This window comes from Pseudomonas putida (assembly GCF_030159595.1).
GTDB lineage: Bacteria > Pseudomonadota > Gammaproteobacteria > Pseudomonadales > Pseudomonadaceae > Aquipseudomonas > Aquipseudomonas putida_AC.
Genome location: NZ_BSKJ01000002.1, coordinates 174,213 through 194,224 on the forward strand (window position 1 = coordinate 174,213; position 20,012 = coordinate 194,224).

Consider the following 20,012-nt stretch of genomic DNA (forward strand, 5'->3'; position numbering starts at 1 on the left):
ATTGCCGCATGACCGACAGTTTCGTCACCCAGTGCCCGCATTGCCAGACCAGCTTTCGCGTCACCCACCACCAGTTGAGCGTGGCGCGTGGCGTAGTGCGCTGCGGCCATTGCCTGCAGGTGTTCAATGCCGCCAAGCAACTGCTGGAGCAGAACCGTGCCGACACGGTCAGCGCACCTGCGGTGCCGGCGCCTGTGCCAGCCGCACCCGCCGAGCCCGTGGTCGAGCCAGCGATGACGCCCGGTACGGTCGCCCGCGAACGTAGCGTCATGCCTGACGAGGACTGGGCACTGACTGCCCAGGCGCTGGATGCGCTGGACCTCGATCAGGAGCTGGCACGCCTGGAGCGTCGCAGCCAGCCAGCCCCGGCACGCCCAGCCAGCCAGGATGACGGGCTGCAGGCACGGCGTGACGAACTGCACCCGGACGAGCATGCGGACGACCTGTTCGGCAACGCCACCGATGAGCCCTTCGAGCCGCTGACGCCAGCAGCGCCCGCCCCGGTACTGCTGGAGCCGCAGCCCCTGGAGCTGGACTTGGAGCCTGCCCCCGGCGAGCGAACCGAGCCGACCCTGGGCGCCAACCTTGACCTGGACATCGATGACGAGCCCCGCGTACAACGCGCGGCCGAGATCGATGACCAGCCTGCATTCAGCGAATCGCTGCATGCCAGCGATGACGAAACACCCGAAAAAGGCCTGAGCGCCCGCGACGATGAGCCGCTAGCGCTGCACCTGTCGGCGCGCGACGACGAACCTGACGAGCCGCTACCCGGCGACCGCCTGGAACCCGGTTTTGCCAGCAAACCCGAGCGCCCGGCACGCAAGGAGCCGTTGGTCGACGTGGTCGACGACCCGCTGCAGCTGGGCTGGGAAAAGCCCGCGCCCAACTGGGGCAAGCGCCTGCTGTGGGGCTTCCTGACCCTGCTGGCTGCTGGCCTGCTGGCCTTCCAGTATGTGTGGTTCCACTTCGACGAAATGGCCCGCCAGGACCAGTACCGGCCGATTTTCCAGCAAATTTGCCCGATGATCGGGTGCAAGGTGCCGACCCGCGTCGATATCGCAAGAATCAAGAGCAGCAACCTGGTGGTGCGCAGCCACCCGGACTTCAAGGGCGCACTGATCGTCGATGCGATCATCTACAACCGCGCACCGTTCTCCCAGCCGTTCCCGCTGCTGGAGCTGCGCTTTGCCGACCTCAATGGCCAGCTGATCGCCAGCCGCCGCTTCAAGCCCAGCGAGTACCTGTCCGGCGAACTGGCCGGGCGCGGCGACATGCCCAGCCAGACGCCGATCCATATCGCCCTGGACATCCTCGACCCGGGGCCGAAGGCCGTGAACTACAGCCTGAGCTTCCGTTCTCCAGAGTAAACGCAAATCCCTGTGGGAGCGGGCTTGCCCGCGAAGCAGGCGACGCGGTGGATGGCACGGGCTTCGCCCGTGTTCGCGGGCAAGCCCGCTCCCACAGAGGAAGGCGCAAGGCCCAGCCTCTCGGCCGTACCAAAAGTCATAAGCCGACAACTGTTCAGATTTTATCCAAATCCATCTTTATCCGGTCACCGAGAGCGGGTATCATGCCAACCCTTTTTCGAACTCCAAGATTCGGCCCCACAACAGGGATCACCTATGTCGGCGGTACGCATCGGCCAATACACACTGCGAAACAACCTGATCCTCGCGCCCATGGCCGGGGTCACGGACCAGCCTTTCCGTACACTTTGCAAGCGCCTGGGCGCGGGCATGGTGGTGTCGGAAATGGTCAGCAGCGACATGAGCCTGTGGAATAGCCGCAAGTCGAGCCTGCGCCGCATCCATGAAGGTGATCCCGAGCCACGCTCGGTGCAGATCGCCGGCGGTGATGCGCAGATGATGGCAGCGGCAGCAAAGGCCAACGTCGAAGCGGGCGCCCAGATCATTGATATCAACATGGGCTGCCCGGCAAAAAAAGTCTGCAACAAAGCTGCAGGCTCTGCTTTATTGAGAGATGAAGCCTTGGTCAGCGAAATCCTCCACGCCGTTGTCGGCGCCGTGGATGTCCCGGTGACCCTGAAGATCCGCACCGGATGGGACCGGGCGAACAAGAACGGCCTGAACGTGGCGAAGATCGCCGAACAGGCTGGCATCCAGGCGCTGGCGGTGCACGGCCGCACACGCGCCGACCTGTACACAGGCGAAGCCGAATACGACACCATCGCTGCCATCAAACAGGCGGTGTCGATCCCGGTTTTTGCCAACGGCGATATCACTTCGCCAGAAAAGGCCCGGGCGGTGCTGGATGCCACCGGGGTCGATGGCCTGTTGATCGGCCGGGCCGCCCAAGGGCGGCCGTGGATCTTTCGCGAGATCGAGCATTACCTGCGCACTGGCGAACACTTGCCAGCGCCGCAGCTGGACGAAGTGGAACGCATCCTGCTGGAGCACCTGGCCGCGCTGCATGCCTTCTATGGCGATGTGATGGGCGTACGTATCGCCCGCAAGCACGTTGGCTGGTACCTGGCAACACGACCCGGCGGCAAGGAGTTTCGCTCCCGGTTCAATGCTTTGGAAGACACACAAGCGCAGTGCGCCAACGTTCGCGCGTTTTTCAGTGAACGTCGACAGAGCCTTGAGACAGAGGACGGACAAGGGGTGGCCGCATGACGATGATGACCGAGACATTTGTGAGTGGAACAACGCCCGTGAGCGACAACGCCAACCTGAAACAGCACCTCAACACGCCGAGCGAAGAGGGCCAGACCCTTCGCGACAGCGTCGAGAAGGCGCTGCACAACTACTTCGCCCACCTGGAAGGCGCGACCGTGACGGACGTGTACAACCTGGTGCTCTCCGAAGTCGAGGCGCCCCTGCTCGAAAGCGTGATGAACTACGTGAAGGGCAACCAGACCAAGGCCAGCGAGATGCTCGGACTGAACCGAGGCACCCTGCGCAAGAAGCTCAAGCAGTACGACTTGCTGTAAGCCAGAATCCCAACCAGAAAAGGCGGCTCCCTGAACAGAGGCGCCTTTTTTGCTGACTCCACCGCGTTATTGGAACCCGAAATGACCGACCAGACTACCCGCCTGCCAGTCCGCCGCGCCCTGATCAGCGTCTCCGACAAGACCGGTATCCTCGAATTCGCCCGTGAGCTGCAGCAGCTCGGTGTCGAGATCCTGTCCACCGGCGGCACCTACAAGCTGCTCAAGGACAACGGCGTGAACGCGGTGGAAGTGGCCGACTACACCGGCTTCGCCGAAATGATGGATGGCCGGGTCAAGACCCTGCACCCGAAGATCCACGGTGGCATCCTCGGCCGTCGCGGCACCGACGACGCCATCATGAACGAGCACGGTATCAAGCCGATCGACCTGGTCGCGGTCAACCTGTACCCGTTCGAAGCCACCATCTCCAAGCCTGGCTGTGACCTGCCGACCGCCATCGAGAACATCGACATCGGCGGCCCGACCATGGTCCGTTCGGCAGCCAAGAACCACAAAGACGTCGCCATCGTGGTCAACGCCAGCGACTACGCCGGCATCGTCGAAGGCCTCAAGGCCGGCGGCCTGACCTACGCCCAGCGTTTCGACCTGATGCTCAAGGCGTTCGAGCACACTGCCGCCTACGACGGCATGATCGCCAACTACATGGGCACCATCGACCAGGCCAAGGACACCCTTTCGACTGCCGATCGCAGCGAATTCCCGCGCACCTTCAACAGCCAGTTCGTCAAGGCTCAGGAAATGCGCTACGGCGAGAACCCGCACCAGAGCGCGGCGTTCTATGTAGAAGCCAAAAAAGGCGAAGCCAGCATTTCCACCGCCATCCAGTTGCAGGGCAAGGAACTGTCGTTCAACAACGTGGCCGACACCGACGCCGCGCTGGAGTGCGTGAAGAGCTTCGTCAAGCCGGCCTGCGTCATCGTCAAGCACGCCAACCCGTGCGGCGTGGCCGTTGTGCCTGAAGACGAAGGCGGCATCCGCAAGGCCTACGACCTGGCCTATGCCACGGACACCGAGTCGGCGTTCGGCGGCATCATTGCCTTCAACCGTGAACTGGACGGCGAAACCGCCCAGGCCATCGTCGACCGCCAGTTCGTCGAAGTGATCATCGCCCCGAAAATTTCCCAGGCTGCCCGTGACGTGGTGGCTGCCAAGCAAAACGTACGCCTGCTGGAATGCGGCGAGTGGCCTGCCGAGCGCGCTGCCGGCTGGGACTTCAAACGCGTCAACGGTGGCCTGCTGGTGCAGAGCCGTGATATCGGCATGATCACCGCCGATGACCTGAAAATCGTCACCAAGCGTGCCCCGACCGAGCAAGAAATCCACGATCTGGTGTTCGCCTGGAAAGTGGCCAAGTTCGTCAAGTCCAACGCCATTGTCTACGCCAAGCAGCGCCAGACCATCGGCGTAGGCGCTGGCCAGATGAGCCGCGTCAACTCCGCTCGCATTGCTGCAATCAAGGCCGAGCATGCTGGCCTGCAGGTGCAGGGCGCGGTCATGGCCTCGGACGCGTTCTTCCCGTTCCGTGACGGCATCGACAATGCGGCTAAAGTGGGTATCAGCGCCGTGATCCAGCCGGGTGGTTCGATGCGTGACGCTGAAGTCATTGCTGCTGCCGACGAAGCCGGCATTGCAATGGTGTTCACCGGTATGCGCCACTTCCGCCACTAAATTACGCGGATCCCGAGGCGAGTCGAGGTCCTGTGGGAGCGGGCTTGCCCGCGAATACGATGGTGCATTCACCGACGCATTCGCGGGCAAGCCCGCTCCCACAAGGTTCGTCACTCGCCTTGAGATCACCTTAATCGAGGTTTTGACATGAAAGTTTTGATCATCGGCAGCGGCGGCCGTGAGCACGCCCTGGCCTGGAAAGTCGCCCAGGACCCACGCGTCGAGAAAGTCTTCGTTGCCCCAGGCAACGCCGGTACCGCCATTGAAGCCAAGTGCGAGAACGTCGCCATCGACGTGTGCGCCCTGGAGCAACTGGCCGACTTCGCCGAGAAGAACGTCGACCTGACCATCGTCGGCCCGGAAGCACCGCTGGTCATCGGTGTGGTCGACCTGTTCCGCAGCCGTGGCCTGGACTGCTTCGGCCCAACCAAGGGCGCGGCCCAGCTGGAAGGCTCCAAGGCTTTCACCAAGGACTTCCTGGCACGCCACAAGATCCCGACCGCCGACTACCAGAACTTTACCGAGATCGAGCCGGCGCTGGCCTACCTGCAAGAAAAAGGCGCGCCAATCGTGATCAAGGCCGACGGCCTGGCTGCGGGCAAAGGCGTGATCGTCGCCATGACCCTCGAAGAAGCCGAAGCCGCCGTGCGTGACATGCTGGCCGGCAACGCCTTCGGTGAAGCCGGTTCGCGTGTGGTGATCGAAGAGTTCCTCGACGGCGAGGAAGCCAGCTTCATCGTCATGGTCGACGGCCACAACGTGCTGCCCATGGCCACCAGCCAGGACCACAAGCGCGTCGGCGACCAGGACACCGGCCCGAACACGGGCGGCATGGGTGCCTATTCCCCTGCCCCGGTGGTCACCGCCGACGTTCACCAGCGCGTGATGGACCAGGTCATCTGGCCGACCGTGCGCGGCATGGCCGAGGAAGGTAACGTCTACACCGGCTTCCTCTACGCGGGCCTGATGATCGACAAGGCGGGCAACCCCAAGGTCATCGAGTTCAACTGCCGCTTCGGCGACCCAGAGACCCAGCCGGTCATGCTGCGCCTGGAGTCGAGCCTGGTCCTGTTGATCGAAGCCGCCTTCGCCAAGGCACTGGACAAGGTCGAAGCCCAGTGGGACCCGCGCCCGAGCCTGGGCGTGGTGCTGGCAGCTGGCGGTTACCCGGGCGACTATGCCAAGGGCGACGCCATCAGCGGCCTGGACGCTGCGGCCAAGATCGAAGGCAAGGTGTTCCATGCCGGTACTTCGCTCAAGGATGGCCAAGTGGTTACCAACGGCGGCCGCGTCTTGTGTGCCACCGCCATGGGCAGCACCGTTGCTGACGCGCAGCAGCAAGCTTACCGTCTGGCCAAGGAAGTGAGCTGGAGCGGCAGCTTCTACCGTACCGACATCGGTTATCGGGCCATCGCCCGCGAGCGCGGTGAGCACCAGCAGTAAGTACTACCGGAGCGCCGTAGCGCTTTCAGCGTACGGCATCCGGCTCGTCGACAAGGCCCGGCACGGGCCTTGCCTTCGACTTGGCGCGCCGCGCATAGTGAGTACCCGGCACATCGACCAAGAAGGGATTTCGTAGTGCGTCGGCTTCGGATTGCCTCAGCTCTGATCGTCAGCTTGCTGACCTTGCTCTGCATGTTCCCGGCAGCTGCCGAACATGACGGAGGCTGGACCGTTCTGCTCGACGAACAGGCCAACCTGCAACTGAGCGATGTGCGCTCCGAGCGCTACCGCAACCAGTTCAGCCCGCTGATCCTCGCCGAACTGGATGCTGCCCCCGCAGAGCAGGCCTTGTGGCTGCACTATCGCCTGCAACCCGGCGACCAGGAACAACTGCTGCGGGTATTTGCCCCAGACCTTTCTGGCCTGGACCTCTATGCCCTGGAGGGCAACCAACTTCTGCGTCAGCTGCACCACGGGCGCCTGGCCGGCAACGCCAGCCCCACCCTGCGTGGCAGCGACCATGTGTTACCCCTGCCCAACAGCAAACAACCGCTGGACATCTACCTGCGCCTGGTCTCAGAACACCAGCTGCGCCCGGCCATCAGCCTGGAACCGGCAGCCGTAGCGGCTTCAGACCAAAGCCAGCCCCTGCTGTTCGGCATGCTGTTCGGCGGCCTGGTGATGCTGATCATGCACAACCTGATCCGCTTCCTCTACAGCCGTTCCACCACCACCCTGATCCTGGCGCTGTACCACGGCCTGATGCTGCTCAGCGGTCTGATCCTGCTGAATCTCAGCGGCCCTTGGTGGCATGTGTGGCACAACGCGCAAACACCCGCCGCCTACCTGACGCTGGTGCTGGCAGGCCTGGCCGGGCTGTATTTCACCCAGCATTTCTTCACCCCGTGCAATTCGCCACGGCTTAACCGCCTGCTGCAAGGTGAAATGCTGGTGGTCGGGGTCAGCGGCCTGGTGCTGCTGTTCGTCGACACCCTGCCCCTCAACCTGATGACCTACGCCCTGCTGGCCTTGGGCAGCGTGAGCATGCTGCTGGTCAGCAGCTACCACTGGTACCGTGGTTATGCACCCGGGCGCCTGTTCAGCCTGGCCATGGTGGTGTTCAACCTGGGTGGCCTGGTACTGCTGCCGGCCTTGCTGGGCCTGACCCGCACCTCGACGCCCTGGTTGCTGTGCATCCTGTTGGGCCTGACCGTGGTCAGCGGCCTGCTGCTGAACCTGGCCGTCAGCGAACGCCTGCGCCGCATGAGCGAGGAGCGCTTCAGCGCCAGCCGTGCACTGGCCGCCAGCGATGCCGAAATCAATGCCAAGGCCGAGTTCTTGGCCAAGATCAGCCACGAAATCCGTACCCCCATGAACGGTGTGCTGGGCATGACCGAGCTGCTGCTGGGTACGCCGCTGTCAGTCAAGCAACGCGACTATGTGCAGACCATTCACAGCGCCGGTAACGAGCTGCTCACGCTGATCAACGAAATTCTCGACATTTCCAAGCTGGAATCCCGGCAGATCGAACTGGATGATGTGCAATTCGACCTTAACGCGCTGATCGAGGATTGCCTGAACATCTTCCGCGCCAAGGCCGAGCAACAAAACATCGAGCTGATCAGCTTCACCCAGCCACAGGTGCCGCGCGTGATCAGCGGCGACCCGACACGCCTGCGCTAGGCCCTGTCGAGCCTGCTGGAGAATGCGCTGAAAAATACCGACCAGGGCGAGATCCTGCTGGTGGTGGCGCTGGACCAGCGCGGCGAGGTGCCACGCCTGCGTATTGCCGTGCAGGACAGCGGCGACCCGCTGCCCGCCGCCGACCGCGAAGCCTTGCTGCAGGCCGAGTTGCACAGCCACCACTTCCTGTCCAGCAACAAGCTGGGCGGCCACCTTGGCCTGGTCATTGCCAAGCAGCTGATCGGCCTGATGCAGGGCGAGTTCGGCATCAAGAGCAGCACCGGTATGGGCAACACCCTGTGGCTGACCTTGCCGCTGGACCCTTCACGCCTGGAACAACCACCGGCCGACCTCGAAGGCCCGCTGCGCGATGCCCGCGTGCTTGTCGTGGACGACAACGACACCTGCCGCAAGGTGCTGGTACAGCAGTGCAGCGCCTGGGGCATGAACGTCAGCGCGGTGCCATCGGGCAAGGAAGCGCTGGCCCTGCTGCGTACCAAAGCGCACCTGCGCGACTACTTCGACGCCGTGCTGCTGGACCAGAACATGCCCGGCATGACCGGCATGCAGCTGGCCGCCAAGATCAAGGAAGACCCGAGTCTGAACCACGACATCCTGGTGGTGATGCTCACCGGCATCAGCAATGCGCCGAGCAAGGTCATTGCGCGCAACGCAGGGGTCAAGCGGATACTGGCCAAGCCGGTGGCCGGCTACACGCTGAAAACCACCCTGGCCGAGGAGCTCGCACAGCGTGGCCGCGAGCAGGCGGTGCCTGCCAGTCTGCCTGGCATCCCGCAGGCGCTGGACCTGCCTGGCAACTTCCGCGTGCTGGTCGCCGAGGACAACAGTATTTCGACCAAGGTGATCCGCGGCATGCTCGGCAAGCTCAACCTCGAGCCCGACACCGCCTGCAATGGCGAAGAAGCCCTGCAGGCGATGAAAGCGCAGCACTATGACCTGGTGTTGATGGACTGCGAGATGCCGATACTGGACGGCTTTTCGGCCACCCAGCAGCTGCGCGCCTGGGAAGCGGCCAACCAGCGCCAGCGCACGCCGGTGGTGGCGCTGACGGCGCACATCCTGACCGAACACAAGGAACGCGCGCGGCTGGCGGGCATGGACGGGCACATGGCCAAGCCGGTGGAATTGTCGCAGTTGCGCGAACTGATCCAGTACTGGGCCAACCAGCGGGAAACCAAGGTAGATCCGGCGCATACTTCCTAGCTGACACAAGCATCTGCATTGCTGAGGACTACGCCCCATGCTCCATGAGTTGTTCAGCGTCTACCTGAAAATGCTCGTGCTCTACAGCCCGTTCTTCGTGCTGTCGTGCTTCATCAGCCTGACACGCGGCCACTCCAGCAAGGAGCGCAAGCAACTGGCCTGGAAGGTGGCCTTCGCAGCGCTGGTCGCCAGCGTACTGCTGTACCTGTTCGGGCGGGTGATCTTCGGTATCTTTGGCATCACCGCCGACGCCTTCCGCATCGGTGCCGGCAGCGTGCTGTTCATCTCGGCCTTGGGCATGGCCCAAGGCAAACCGGCCGTGCAGGCCGACAACGTGCAGCAGGATGTAACCATCGTGCCGCTGACCATTCCGCTGACCGTCGGCCCCGGCACCATTGGTGCCCTGCTGGTGATGGGCGTCGGCCAGCCGCACTGGGATGACAAGTTGCTGGCCATCATCAGCATTGCCCTGGCCAGCTTCACCGTGGGCCTGGTGCTGTACCTGTCACACGGTATCGAACGCATTCTTGGCGAGCAGGGCCTGCAGATCGTCAGCCGTTTGATGGGCCTGTTTGTCTGCGCATTGGCAGCGCAGATCATCTTTACCGGCATCAAGGGTTACCTGATGCCCTAAACCTCCATTTCCACGATTTCCTTCAAGGCAATTGTCACCAGTGCACGCTCGACAGCACTGCGACGCTCCTGGTTGAACAGGCGCGTATTGAAACGCACCAGCTCTGCGGTCACATGCATGTTGCGGCGCTCACGAAACAGAAAACCGCTGGTAAAGGCAGATATGGTGCCAGCCTCGTGATACACCACAATGTCCACATAATTGCTACTGACTGGCGCACAAGACAACAACTGAAACTGCTCCCGGCCCTTGCTGCGGGACTCGAAATGCAACAAGGCCTTGCCATTTCTCTTCAATACCTCGAACGCCAACGCCATGCAGCTGGAATGCCGAGGCCCTGCCAAGGCGTCGATTTTGCTCAGCGCCTGGTCTACGATTTTTGGCCGCTGTGGATCCGGCCAATGGACCTCTTCAGCAGACTTCGCGTCCCACCCCAGGAACATTAATTTCTTGCGGTAGTACTGGTACTGTTCCTGGCGCGTTTCTTCGGCCATATCTTTCAATGTCACGGTCTCAGCCCACAACGAAGCAAGCTTCACGGCCTTGCGCTGTTCGAGGCTGACGCCGGGAATGAAAGAAACCAGGCTCGCGCCCACGACTACGGCTTCATGCTGTTGCATCGTCACCCTCCGGCTTCAACACGCCCAGATCTATAATTTTTCCAACATGCTGCGTTCGCTCAAGCAGATCGTGCAGGCCTTGGCGATGAGCGACGGTCAGGTATTCGCTCAATGTTCCGGCACTGGCCCGCAGGTCTATCCCCTCGGCAGGTAAAGGCTGCAAATGGGTATCAGGACGAATCTGTGATGCAGGCAAGGCACTCTTGAACGCCAGCCCACACATCTCCAGAGACGCATCGGGCAGCATCACGCCCAGCTCGTAGGCGCAGTGTGTGGTCTTGTCCTGCTCCGCCAGTGTGAAGGGTTGCAGGTGCTGCTGCATCGCCCCCTGCGAGAGCTGGGTAATGGCAGCCCGCAGATGGCCCGACAGGCTGGGATGACGGGCCTGCAAATCGTCGCTGAGCCGCTGAACCGGCACCAGTGATTGCCCAACCTGCGACTGCTGGTGATCACTGCGACTGCGCACGATCACCCAACCGCGCTCCTCCAGGGCCGTACGGTATCCGCTGTACCAGCGCCCGTAGCGGGTGAACCGTGAGCCGTTCAATTTGTCCGAGCGCAACTGGGCAAACAGAATCGAGTCCAGCGCATACTGCCTCAAGGGCTGCGCCGTATCCGCGACCAGCAGTGCGGTGCCGCCAACGAGCCATAAGGAATAGCCTTCCTTACTCATCGCAATACCTCGAATATCAAACTTGCAGAATGAAGAACGGGGCCCGCAGGCCCCGTTTGCTATCAAATCTCGTATTCGTCGGCGGCCTTGACGGCCTTGTCCGCGAGCTTCTGTTCGATCGTTGCGCGAACCTGATCGGTGTACACCACTTCGTTCAAGGCAAGTACAGCCGAACCGCAGTAACGGTCCTTGCTCGAACTCTTCCATTCGAACACCGTGGTATTCAGGTCGTTTTCGCTTGGCGAAGCGCTGAATGCGTTTACCAGCATGAACAATTCGCCCTCGGGCGTTTCGATGCACGTCCCCAATCCCGTGGTCGAGACGGGGTTGCCTTTGACGTTCTGTTTGTAGATTTTCTGTGCGTCTTCGATGTTGCCGAGTGCAGTGATGGCATCGCCGGCCAGCTTGGCCATGGCCTCGCCTACCGGCCCGCCGAGCAGGGCTTTACCTGCGGCACTGGCGACCTTGAACGCGATCGGACCCATGGTCAGCGATGCGCTCTTGTCATAGTCACGCTCGTAAGAACGCCGGCCCGCCACCCAGCCCAGGGTGCGCATCACTTCCAGAAACTTGTTGAACCAGGCTTCGGACTCACCGTCGCGGTCATGCAACTTGGACGCCACGCGAGAAGCGAACTGGAAGGTGGTCTTGGCATCGCGCCGGCTTTGCGCCGACATGCCTGCACTCAGCGCCAGAAGAGATTGTTCGACAACAGCAATGCTGTCGCCACTGGATACGTTGATATCGTTCATAGAAAGGGTCCTTGAATGCCCTCGACGGGAATCATCGAGGGGCATTCACCCTATGCCGTAAACGACGTGGGAACAGGCATGAACCGGTTCCCTCGGTACCTCACTCGGCTGCCGGGTACCAGCGAGGGGTATACACCCACTGCTTGCCATCGCCGCTTGGGAATTGGCAGGTCGTGGACGACCCGACCAAAACCATGGTGCGCATGTCGACCATTTCTGGCAGCAACTCGGCCAATGTGACTACCTTCAGCGTCTGCCCCGGCCTACCGATGTCACGGCCAAGGACTACAGGGGTGCTGCCATCGCGATGCCGGCGCACAACCTCCAGTGCCACACCCAGCTGATGCGGTCGCGACCTGGAGATCGGGTTGTAGAAAGCCAGCACCAGGTCAGCCTGGGCCGCCAGATCCAGACGTTTTTCGATGATCGACCAAGGCTTGAGGTTGTCCGACAGCGACATCACGCAGAAGTCGTGACCTAGCGGTGCACCTGCCTGGGCGGCCGTTGCAAGCGAGGCCGAAACGCCAGGCAGGATCTCGAGGTCCACGCGATGCCACGCCGGGTCACTGGACTCATGCAGCGCTTCAAGCACCGCAGCAGCCATGGCGAACACGCCCGGATCACCCGACGACACCACCACCACCGAACGGCCCTGGGCCGCCAGTTCGAAGGCATGCCGGGCACGCTGCATCTCTTCACGGTTGTCGGTGCAGTGCAGCACCTGGTCGTCACGGAACGGGCCGGCCATGCGCACATAGGTTTCATAGCCGAGCACGTCTTCGGCACGCGCCAACTCGGCCTTGACCGCCGGCACCATCAGTTCGGCAGCGCCCGGCCCCAAGCCGATGACGGCCAGACGACCACGACGGCGACCAACCTGCGCCACCTCAACCGGGGCAGGCGCCACTGCAATAGCCGTACCCTCAAGCTCGGTCAGCCGGGCATCGGGCAACGCCGCTGCAAGCATGCTGGCTACACCGTCTGGATTGGCAGCGAAGCGCAAGGCCACACCCAAAGCCTGCGCGGCCTCGTGCAAGCCGCTGTCGGCCATGGCCTGCTCGTCCGCCAGCAGGCAGGCTACTGACGGCTCGGCGATGCCGGCCTGCTGCAGCGCAGCACGGATACCGTGCACGTTCCCGCCTGCAACACCCACGACCACCGAGCGCGGGTGAATCAGCAGTTCGTCGCGGTTGGCCGGGCGCAACCGATGCCCCACATGAATGGTACGCCGAGCCACCTCGCTGGCGGGCAACTGCGCCTGCTGCAGCCAGGGGGCATCACCTTCGATGCGCACCGACTCGCCGGCCAGCAGGTCAGAGACAAAGCGCTTGCCTTGCTCGATATCCGCCAAGGCATAGCCCTGCGGCGGGTTCAGCAAGCAGGTACCAAAACGCAGCTCGCCACTGGTGGTAATGGCTGCGGCAACACCCAGCGCCTCAGCCATTTCACGCGCCATCACGTTCACGCCGCTCAGACCACCGAGTAGCGGCACTACCGCGCTGCCATCTTCGGCCACGGCCAGCACCGGCGGCTCGACACCCTTCTCGCTGAGCAGGCTGGCCAGGCTGCGGATGACGATACCCGCTGCGCACAGGGCAATGATCGGCGTGTCCTGCTGGTACAGCCCGCGCAAGGTATCGCCGAACGAGGTGTACGACTGGTCAGCACCCTCGACACGCCCCTCCAGGCCATGGATCGTGGCCTGTGGATAACAGTGCTGGATACGTTGCGCCGTCGCCAGGCTGCCCGGGCCAAGGATGACGATCGCCGGTGCCTTCTGCATGTTCAGCCCTGCCATTTTTCCCCCGGCACGATGATCAGCGAGAAATACGGCGACGACTGCGGGTCGACCTGGTCCAGTGGCACGATCTTCTGGTTGGCCATGGTTGCCCGCTCCACATACAGCGCACGCCCGTCCAGGCCCAGTTCGGCCAGCACATCGCGTACCTTGGGGAAGTTGCGGCCAAGCTTCATGATCACCGCAGCATCGGCGTCGGCCAGGCGGCGCTTGAGCTCTTCGGCCGGCAATACGCCCGACAACACCGACAGGCTCTGGTTGCGGTACACCAGCGGCGCACCCAGCACCGAGGCGCCACCGAGCATTGAGCAAACGCCCGGAATCACTTCGGCCTCATAGCGCTGCGCCAGACGGTCGTGCAGGTACATGTAGGAGCCGTAGAAGAACGGGTCGCCTTCGCAGATCACCGCCACGTCGCGGCCGGCATCCAGGTGCTCGGCCACCTGCACGCTGGCTTCGTCGTAGAAGTCGCTGATCACCTGCTCATAGGACAGTGGCGCCGGCAAGGCTTCGGTGGTGACCGGGTACACCAGCGGCAGCAGGGTCTGCTCGGGTTGCAGGTGCGCCTCGATGATGCCGAAGGCATTGCCACGCTTGCCCTTGGCCACGAAGTAGCCCACCACTGGCGCCTCGCGCAGCAGGCGCAAGGCCTTGAGGGTGATCAGTTCAGGGTCGCCAGGGCCCACGCCCAGGCCCAGCAGTCGTCCACGCGGCGCCATCACTCCACCTCCGTGGCCAGGGCGTTGACCGCGGCGGCGGCCATCGCGCTGCCGCCCAGGCGGCCCTGCATGATCACGAACGGCACGCCACGGCTGTCGGCGGCGAGCATCGCCTTGGACTCGGCAGCCCCGACGAAACCGACCGGGAAGCCGAGGATCAGCGCCGGCTTGGGTGCGCCAGCGTCAATCATTTCCAGCAGGTAAAACAGCGCGGTAGGCGCGTTGCCGATCACCACCACGCTGCCTTCCAGGTAGGGGCGCCACAGCTCAAGGGCTACGGCGGAGCGTGTATTACCGGCATCCTTGGCCAGGCCTGGCACGCTTGGGTCGCGCAGGGTGCAGATCACCTTGTTGTCCGCGGGCAGGCGAGCTCGGGTGATGCCTTCGGCCACCATGTGCGCATCGCACAGGATCGGCGCGCCGTTAAGCAGCGCCTCGCGCCCGGCCCGGCCAGCGCCTTCGGAGAACTGCAGGCCATCGATGGCATCGACCATGCCACAGGCGTGGATCACGCGCACGGCGAGCTTTTCGAGGTCTGCGGGGATCCGCTCGAGTCGGGCTTCCTCACGGATGATCCGGAAGGAATTGCGATAGATCTCCTGACCATCGCGGATGTAGTCAATCATCAAGGTGCTCCGTCGGCAGGTCGAGCATGGCGCCTGCTTCATTCAAGGTAAGGTCGGTGGCGCGCAGGGCGCCGAAGCCCGGCTGGCGCGCGTCACGCAGATAGAGGTCATAACGGCCCGGCGAGCGAGCCAACAGGGTGGCCGGGGCAACATGGGCCACGGCGCAGGAACGGGGGCAGCCAGACAAGTGCACACTGGCGGGCACGCCAGGGCCCAGCAGCGCGGCCAGGGCAACGGCGTCGGCCTTGGTCTCGCCAAGCGCCTTGGCGCAGCCGCTGGCACCGGTGCAGGCGCTGATGCGCGCCAAGGGTTCATGGTCGTGGCACAGCAAGCCCAGCGCAGACAGTTCGGCCTGGGCCTGATCGATGTGTCGTTCTTGCAGGTTGGTCAGCACCAGGCTTTGCCAGGGGCTAAGGCGCAGGCTGCCATCACCCCGTTCACGGGCCATGCGTGCAGCACCGTGCAGCATGGCGGGGGTCAGGCGGCCTTGCGGCGGGGCAACGCCAAGGGCAACGCCATGCGCCTGGGGCAGCCTACCCAGCCACGAGGCGCGGAGCTGTTCACGGCGCCAGGCGAGCACGGTGGCATCGCGGCGAATGTCCAGGCCGAGCCCGTCGACGAAATCGCTTGCCGGGCACACCTCAAGCAACTGACGCATGCGCGACTGCGCAGGGGTTGCCAGGTCGAGAAAGCGTTCCAGCACGGCACAAACCAGTGCCAGGCCCTGCTCCAGCGGCACTGCGCCGAGCACCTGCCCGTCCACCGGGCAACCCGCCAGGCCGAACGCCAGCCAGGTCTGCTGCTCCAGGCGCAGGGCTGACAGCCATAGGTCGTGGGGATGTTCGAGCATGGCCAGGCGTTCGCCGGCATCCAGTTGCACGGCGAACTTGGCCGACAACTGGTGAAAGCGCGGGGTCCCTTCCAACAGGTCGAGGATCTGCCCGGCCAGCGGCCTGGCATCCAGCAACATCGCAGGGTCGTGCCCGGCCAGCGGGCTGAGCATCAGGTTGCGCACATCGTCACCGGCCGCTTCACGCGGGCCAAGGCCGGCATCGAGCAACGTGTCGATCAGGGCACGGTGATCGTTGCCGATACCACGGATCTGCAAGTTGCCACGGTTGGTGGCCTCGATTACACCCCCAGCAAACCGCTCGGCTGCCGCCGCCACCGCTTCGGCCTGGTCGGCCAGCAGCAGCCCGCCCGGCAGCTTGATGCGGCAGATGCCGCCATCACGGGCACTGACAATGCGCCACAACCCCGGGCAGGCCGAGGGGCGGGGCGAAACGTTGGGGGCATGGGCCTGCGTCAAAGGGGCGTCCGGCAATCTGTGAAAATGCGCTTGAGTGTAGAAGGCGCGGTATTATGCCTGCTTTGTTCGGCGGCATGAAAAGCCGGTGGTCGAGCATCATTCGAGTTTGAGCAGATTTTTTGGGGGCGCTGCGCTGCCCCAGGTCTTGAAGAGGTATCAATGGCACCCTGGCTGACAGTAGTAGGCATCGGCGAAGACGGCTTCTGTGGCCTGGGCAAGCAAGCCCGGCGCGCGCTGCTGGGCGCTGCGCGGATCTTCGGCAGCCCGCGCCAGCTGGCCCTGCTGCCGCGCTGCGTGCCCGGAGAACGGCTGGGCTGGCCAAGCCCGTTTTCCCTGACCCCGGTATTGGCCCTGCGCGGTGAGCCGGTGTGCGTGCTGGCCAGCGGCGACCCGATGTTCTTTGGCGTCGGCGCCAGCCTGACGCGCCAGGTGCCTGCCACTGAAATGCGCGTGCTGTCGATGCCCTCCTCCTGCGCCCTGGCCGCTGCGCGCCTTGGCTGGCCGCTGCAAGACGTGCAGGTGGTGTCGCTGGTGGCCCGGCCCCTGGCGGCGCTCAATGCCCACCTGCACAGCGGCCTGCGATTACTGGTGCTGAGCAACGACGGCGACAGCCCGGCGGCCATTGCCACGCTACTGTGCGAACGCGGCTTCGGGCCAAGCCGCTTGAAGGTTTTCGAGCACCTGGGTGGCCAAGATGAACGTGAGCTGGCCGGCACCGCACAGGACTGGCCGCATGCCGATATCGCCGCGCTCAACCTGGTAGCCATCGAATGCCTGGCCACGCCCGAAGCGCCACGCCTGCACCGGCTGGCCGGGCTGCCAGACAGCGCCTTCCGGCACGACGGCCAGCTGACCAAACGCGACGTCCGCGCCATTACCCTGGCCCGCCTGGCCCCGCAGCCCGGCGAGCTGCTGTGGGACGTGGGCGCGGGCTGCGGCTCGATCGGCATCGAATGGATGCGCGCCCATCCGGCCTGCCGCGCCTTGGCCATCGAGGCCGATGAAGGCCGCCAAGGTTTCATCGAACACAACCGTGACGCGCTGGGTGTACCCGGCCTGCAACTGGTCTGCGGCAAGGCGCCAGCGGCACTGCAAGGCCTGGAGCAGCCCGATGCCATCTTCATCGGCGGCGGTGTCACCCGAGAAGGCGTGCTGGAGCTGTGCTGGGCAAGCCTGCGCCCCGGCGGCCGGCTGGTGGCCAACGCAGTGACCTTGCAAAGCGAACTGGCCCTGGCGCAATTTCGCGAACAGCACGGTGGTGAGTTGACCCGTATTCATGTCGCCCATGCCCAGCCTTTGGGCGCATTCGACACCTGGCGCCAGGCACTGCCGATCACCCTGCTGGAAGTGGTGAAACCCGTCGATGCGTGAAGAAACCCGTGAACAGCCCGCGCCGCTGCGCAGCGGCCTGACCACCGGCAGCTGCGCCACCGCCACCAGCCTGGCGGCAGCCAAGCTGCTGCTCACCGGGCAGCGTGACGATGCGGTGGGTATCACCCTGCCCAAAGGCAAGGTGGTGCAGATGCGTCTGGAGTTCTGTCGCCTGGCCGGCGAAGGGGCTGAAGCCGGCACACTCAAGGACGCGGGCGACGACCCGGACGTGACCCACGGCGCCCTGCTTTACAGCCAGGTGCGACTGCTGGCCGAGCCGGGCATACGTTTTGTCGCGGGGACTGGCGTTGGCACAGTGACCCGCCCGGGGCTGGTGCTGGCGGTGGGTGAACCGGCCATCAACCCGGTACCTCGGCGCATGATCGGTGAACACCTTCAACGCCTGGCTGACGAATGCAGCTATCGTGGCGGCTTCGAAGTCACGGTCAATGTACAGGGTGGCGAGCAACTGGCCCTGAAGACCATGAACCCGCGCCTGGGCATCCTTGGCGGGCTGTCGATCCTCGGCACCAGCGGCATCGTGCGGCCGTTCTCCTGTGCCGCCTACATTGCCTCGATCCACCAAGGCATCGACGTGGCCCACACCAACGGCTACACGCACATCGCCGCCTGCACCGGCAACGCCAGCGAAGACACCATGCGCCGCGTTTACGGCCTGCCGGAAATCGCCCTGATCGAAATGGGCGATTTTGTCGGCGCGGTGCTCAAGCACCTGCGCAAGGTACCGGTGCCGCGCCTGACCCTGTGCGGCGGCTTCGGCAAGATCAGCAAGCTCGCTGCCGGGCACATGGACCTGCACAGCCGCCATTCCAGTATCGACCTGCCGCAACTGGCCGGCTGGGCTGCAGACATCGGCGCTGACGCAACGTTGCAGACGGCCATCATTGATGCCAACACCAGCCAGCAGGCGCTGGCGCTGGCTCATGCCGCTGGCGTTCCCCTCGGTGATGCGGTATGCGCCCACGCCCTGGCCTTCGCCCGCAGCGTTGTGCCGGCGCAAGTGCACGTAGAAGTGTTTGCCATCGACCGCCAAGGCGGCATTGTTGGCCGGGCGGGTGTGCAATGACTGCGCGCATCCTGCTGCTGGGCGGCATTACTGAGGCTTTGGCCATCGCCCGCCGCCTTGGCCCGCAGCATGTCTACAGCCTGGCGGGTATCGGCCGTGTGCCGCAGGACCTGCAATGCCAGGTGCGGGTCGGTGGCTTTGGCGGCGCCGAAGGCTTGGCCAGCTACCTGCGCGAGGCGGGTATCACGCTGCTGATCGACGCCACCCACCCTTACGCCGCACAGATCAGCCGCAACGCTGCCACTGCTGCGCGCAGTGCTGGCGTCCCGTGCTGGGCCTTGCGACGCCCGGCCTGGCAGGCGCAGGCGGGGGACGACTGGCGAGAGGTCGAAGACTGGGCGGGGCTGATCGAGGCACTCAAGCCGTTCCGTAGACCGCTGTTCACGCTGGGACGAGAGCCGCTGCAACATCTGGACGAGATTCCGTCGGAGCAGTTCTGGACCCTGCGTGCACTGGAGGCATGCCCTGGCAACGAAGGTTGCGAGGTGATTGGCGCGCGCGGGCCGTTCCATATCGAGGATGAACGGGCATTGTTCCAGCGCCGCAGCATCGATGTGCTGATCAGCAAGAACAGCGGCAGCGTGGCGACCGAGCCGAAGTTGGAGGTGGCGCGGGAGTTGGGCGTGCCGGTGTTGATCCTGAAGCGGCCGGTGCTGCCGGATGTGGACCGCACATTTCACTCACTATCCGACCTGGCAACTGCGCTCGACCTGTAGTCACAAATGCTGCCAGCACGCTGCGGCCCCCGTGGGAGCGGGTTCACCCGCGAACACCGGCGGAGCCGGTGCCAAGCACCGCGTCAGATTCTTCGCGGGTAAACCCGCTCCCACTGGGGATCGCGGCAACTCATTGAGATGTGTGCAGGACAACAGACCTACAACAATCTCGGAATTTTCCGTCAACTGCTCAAATGGCGCTACGCCGTCTTCCTCCCCTAAACTCAATGCTCCCTCCCCCGGAAGGTTTCACCCATATGGAAATGCAATGGTGGATCTGGCTGGTCTTCGGCATCGCGCTGATCCTGCTGGAACTGGTCCTGCCGACGTTCTTCATCCTCTGGTTCGGCATCGGTGCCGTGCTGGTCTCGCTCATCTCGCTGGCCGCCCCCAGCCTGCAACTGGATATGCAGGTACTGCTGTGGGTGTTGCTTTCGTCAGTCACCACCGCGTGTTGGTTCAAGCTGTTCCGGCGCAAGCAGCCGGATGTGCGCTGGACAGCCGACAGCGTGATCGGTGAGGTGGGCTTGCTGACTGCCGGCGTGTCAGAGTTCCAGAAAGGCCGCGTGCGCTTCCAGAAGCCGATTCTGGGTAACGAAGAATGGACCTGCATCGCCGACAGCGAGATCCCTGCTGGCGAACGGGTGCGCCTTACCGCCATCGAGGGGAACACCGCCCGTGTCATCCGGGCCTGAACCTGCACTAAAAGGAA

The 20,012-nt window shown here is 63.9% G+C and carries 17 protein-coding genes and 1 pseudogene; 11 read left to right on the top strand and 7 right to left on the bottom strand.

Features of this window, described 5'->3' with window-relative positions; translation table 11 throughout:
• Positions 1–8: 8 nt before the first annotated feature.
• The 7 genes and pseudogenes from QQL85_RS05130 (at position 9) to QQL85_RS05160 (ending at position 9,629) form a co-directional block, all read left to right on the top strand.
• Positions 9–1,370, top strand: coding sequence for a DUF3426 domain-containing protein (locus tag QQL85_RS05130; protein ID WP_284353328.1), 1,362 nt, complete (start codon positions 9–11; stop codon positions 1,368–1,370).
• A 255-nt stretch (positions 1,371–1,625) separates the two neighbouring features.
• Complete coding sequence (gene dusB, locus QQL85_RS05135) at positions 1,626–2,639, top strand: tRNA dihydrouridine synthase DusB (RefSeq protein ID WP_284353327.1); 1,014 nt, start codon at positions 1,626–1,628, stop codon at positions 2,637–2,639.
• The gene (gene fis, locus QQL85_RS05140; RefSeq protein ID WP_012274390.1) at positions 2,636–2,956 is read left to right on the top strand and encodes a DNA-binding transcriptional regulator Fis; all 321 of its coding nucleotides are present in this window, start codon (positions 2,636–2,638) and stop codon (positions 2,954–2,956) included. The genes dusB and fis overlap by 4 nt, the downstream gene beginning before the upstream one ends.
• A gap of 81 nt (positions 2,957–3,037) precedes the next feature.
• A complete protein-coding gene (purH, locus tag QQL85_RS05145) occupies positions 3,038–4,645 on the top strand; it encodes a bifunctional phosphoribosylaminoimidazolecarboxamide formyltransferase/IMP cyclohydrolase (protein ID WP_284353326.1) in 1,608 nt (535 codons plus the stop codon).
• A gap of 147 nt (positions 4,646–4,792) precedes the next feature.
• Positions 4,793–6,088 (top strand): phosphoribosylamine--glycine ligase, encoded by a 1,296-nt coding sequence (gene purD / locus QQL85_RS05150; protein WP_284353325.1) that lies wholly within the window; start codon positions 4,793–4,795, stop codon positions 6,086–6,088.
• 135 nt (positions 6,089–6,223) lie between these two features.
• Positions 6,224–8,995, top strand: a pseudogene (locus QQL85_RS05155) (response regulator).
• Positions 8,996–9,032: 37 nt separating this feature from the next.
• Positions 9,033–9,629 carry a MarC family protein gene (locus tag QQL85_RS05160; RefSeq protein WP_016712205.1) on the top strand — a complete coding sequence of 199 codons (597 nt, stop codon included), beginning with the start codon at positions 9,033–9,035 and terminating at the stop codon, positions 9,627–9,629.
• Here QQL85_RS05160 and QQL85_RS05165 read toward each other — a convergent pair.
• The 7 genes from QQL85_RS05165 to cobG form a co-directional block, all read right to left on the bottom strand.
• Positions 9,626–10,249, bottom strand: a complete 624-nt coding sequence (locus QQL85_RS05165) for a hypothetical protein (RefSeq protein WP_274080232.1) — start codon at positions 10,247–10,249, stop codon at positions 9,626–9,628. The two genes, QQL85_RS05160 and QQL85_RS05165, sit on opposite strands and share 4 nt — an antisense overlap.
• Positions 10,236–10,922 (bottom strand): hypothetical protein, encoded by a 687-nt coding sequence (locus QQL85_RS05170; protein WP_284353324.1) that lies wholly within the window; start codon positions 10,920–10,922, stop codon positions 10,236–10,238. The genes QQL85_RS05165 and QQL85_RS05170 overlap by 14 nt, the downstream gene beginning before the upstream one ends.
• 62 nt (positions 10,923–10,984) lie before the next feature.
• Positions 10,985–11,674, bottom strand: coding sequence for a hypothetical protein (locus tag QQL85_RS05175; RefSeq protein WP_284353323.1), 690 nt, complete (start codon positions 11,672–11,674; stop codon positions 10,985–10,987).
• A gap of 100 nt (positions 11,675–11,774) precedes the next feature.
• The gene (cobJ, locus tag QQL85_RS05180; protein ID WP_284353322.1) at positions 11,775–13,472 is read right to left on the bottom strand and encodes a precorrin-3B C(17)-methyltransferase; all 1,698 of its coding nucleotides are present in this window, start codon (positions 13,470–13,472) and stop codon (positions 11,775–11,777) included.
• Positions 13,460–14,191: a precorrin-2 C(20)-methyltransferase gene (locus QQL85_RS05185; RefSeq protein WP_114171578.1), complete on the bottom strand. Its 732-nt coding sequence runs from the start codon at positions 14,189–14,191 to the stop codon at positions 13,460–13,462. The genes cobJ and QQL85_RS05185 overlap by 13 nt, the downstream gene beginning before the upstream one ends.
• A complete protein-coding gene (locus tag QQL85_RS05190; RefSeq protein ID WP_016489386.1) occupies positions 14,191–14,817 on the bottom strand; it encodes a precorrin-8X methylmutase in 627 nt (208 codons plus the stop codon). The genes QQL85_RS05185 and QQL85_RS05190 overlap by 1 nt, the downstream gene beginning before the upstream one ends.
• On the bottom strand, positions 14,810–16,141 hold the full coding sequence (gene cobG / locus QQL85_RS05195) for a precorrin-3B synthase (RefSeq protein ID WP_284353321.1): 1,332 nt from the start codon (positions 16,139–16,141) through the stop codon (positions 14,810–14,812). The genes QQL85_RS05190 and cobG overlap by 8 nt, the downstream gene beginning before the upstream one ends.
• A gap of 144 nt (positions 16,142–16,285) precedes the next feature.
• Here cobG and cbiE point away from each other — a divergent pair, with 144 nt between their 5' ends.
• The 4 genes from cbiE to QQL85_RS05215 all read left to right on the top strand — a co-directional run bounded on the left by cbiE (position 16,286) and on the right by QQL85_RS05215 (position 19,995).
• Positions 16,286–17,497, top strand: a complete 1,212-nt coding sequence (gene cbiE, locus QQL85_RS05200) for a precorrin-6y C5,15-methyltransferase (decarboxylating) subunit CbiE (protein ID WP_284353320.1) — start codon at positions 16,286–16,288, stop codon at positions 17,495–17,497.
• Positions 17,490–18,584: a cobalt-precorrin-5B (C(1))-methyltransferase gene (locus tag QQL85_RS05205; protein WP_284353319.1), complete on the top strand. Its 1,095-nt coding sequence runs from the start codon at positions 17,490–17,492 to the stop codon at positions 18,582–18,584. Before cbiE ends, QQL85_RS05205 begins: the two co-directional genes overlap by 8 nt.
• Positions 18,581–19,300: a cobalt-precorrin-6A reductase gene (locus QQL85_RS05210; RefSeq protein WP_284353318.1), complete on the top strand. Its 720-nt coding sequence runs from the start codon at positions 18,581–18,583 to the stop codon at positions 19,298–19,300. The genes QQL85_RS05205 and QQL85_RS05210 overlap by 4 nt, the downstream gene beginning before the upstream one ends.
• A 257-nt stretch (positions 19,301–19,557) precedes the next feature.
• Positions 19,558–19,995 carry an NfeD family protein gene (locus tag QQL85_RS05215; RefSeq protein WP_104833875.1) on the top strand — a complete coding sequence of 146 codons (438 nt, stop codon included), beginning with the start codon at positions 19,558–19,560 and terminating at the stop codon, positions 19,993–19,995.
• The last annotated feature ends 17 nt before the right edge of the window (positions 19,996–20,012 follow it).

Excerpts from the sequence above, each read along its gene's own strand:
- QQL85_RS05130 (WP_284353328.1), top strand. The coding sequence starts at position 9 with ATGACCGACAGTTTCGTCACCCAGTGCCCGCATTGCCAGACCAGCTTT.
- dusB (WP_284353327.1), top strand. The coding sequence starts at position 1,626 with ATGTCGGCGGTACGCATCGGCCAATACACACTGCGAAACAACCTGATC.
- fis (WP_012274390.1), top strand. The coding sequence starts at position 2,636 with ATGACGATGATGACCGAGACATTTGTGAGTGGAACAACGCCCGTGAGC.
- purH (WP_284353326.1), top strand. The coding sequence starts at position 3,038 with ATGACCGACCAGACTACCCGCCTGCCAGTCCGCCGCGCCCTGATCAGC.
- purD (WP_284353325.1), top strand. The coding sequence starts at position 4,793 with ATGAAAGTTTTGATCATCGGCAGCGGCGGCCGTGAGCACGCCCTGGCC.
- QQL85_RS05160 (WP_016712205.1), top strand. The coding sequence starts at position 9,033 with ATGCTCCATGAGTTGTTCAGCGTCTACCTGAAAATGCTCGTGCTCTAC.
- QQL85_RS05165 (WP_274080232.1), bottom strand. The coding sequence starts at position 10,249 with ATGCAACAGCATGAAGCCGTAGTCGTGGGCGCGAGCCTGGTTTCTTTC.
- QQL85_RS05170 (WP_284353324.1), bottom strand. The coding sequence starts at position 10,922 with ATGAGTAAGGAAGGCTATTCCTTATGGCTCGTTGGCGGCACCGCACTG.
- QQL85_RS05175 (WP_284353323.1), bottom strand. The coding sequence starts at position 11,674 with ATGAACGATATCAACGTATCCAGTGGCGACAGCATTGCTGTTGTCGAA.
- cobJ (WP_284353322.1), bottom strand. The coding sequence starts at position 13,472 with ATGGCAGGGCTGAACATGCAGAAGGCACCGGCGATCGTCATCCTTGGC.
- QQL85_RS05185 (WP_114171578.1), bottom strand. The coding sequence starts at position 14,191 with ATGGCGCCGCGTGGACGACTGCTGGGCCTGGGCGTGGGCCCTGGCGAC.
- QQL85_RS05190 (WP_016489386.1), bottom strand. The coding sequence starts at position 14,817 with ATGATTGACTACATCCGCGATGGTCAGGAGATCTATCGCAATTCCTTC.
- cbiE (WP_284353320.1), top strand. The coding sequence starts at position 16,286 with ATGGCACCCTGGCTGACAGTAGTAGGCATCGGCGAAGACGGCTTCTGT.
- QQL85_RS05205 (WP_284353319.1), top strand. The coding sequence starts at position 17,490 with ATGCGTGAAGAAACCCGTGAACAGCCCGCGCCGCTGCGCAGCGGCCTG.
- QQL85_RS05210 (WP_284353318.1), top strand. The coding sequence starts at position 18,581 with ATGACTGCGCGCATCCTGCTGCTGGGCGGCATTACTGAGGCTTTGGCC.
- QQL85_RS05215 (WP_104833875.1), top strand. The coding sequence starts at position 19,558 with ATGGAAATGCAATGGTGGATCTGGCTGGTCTTCGGCATCGCGCTGATC.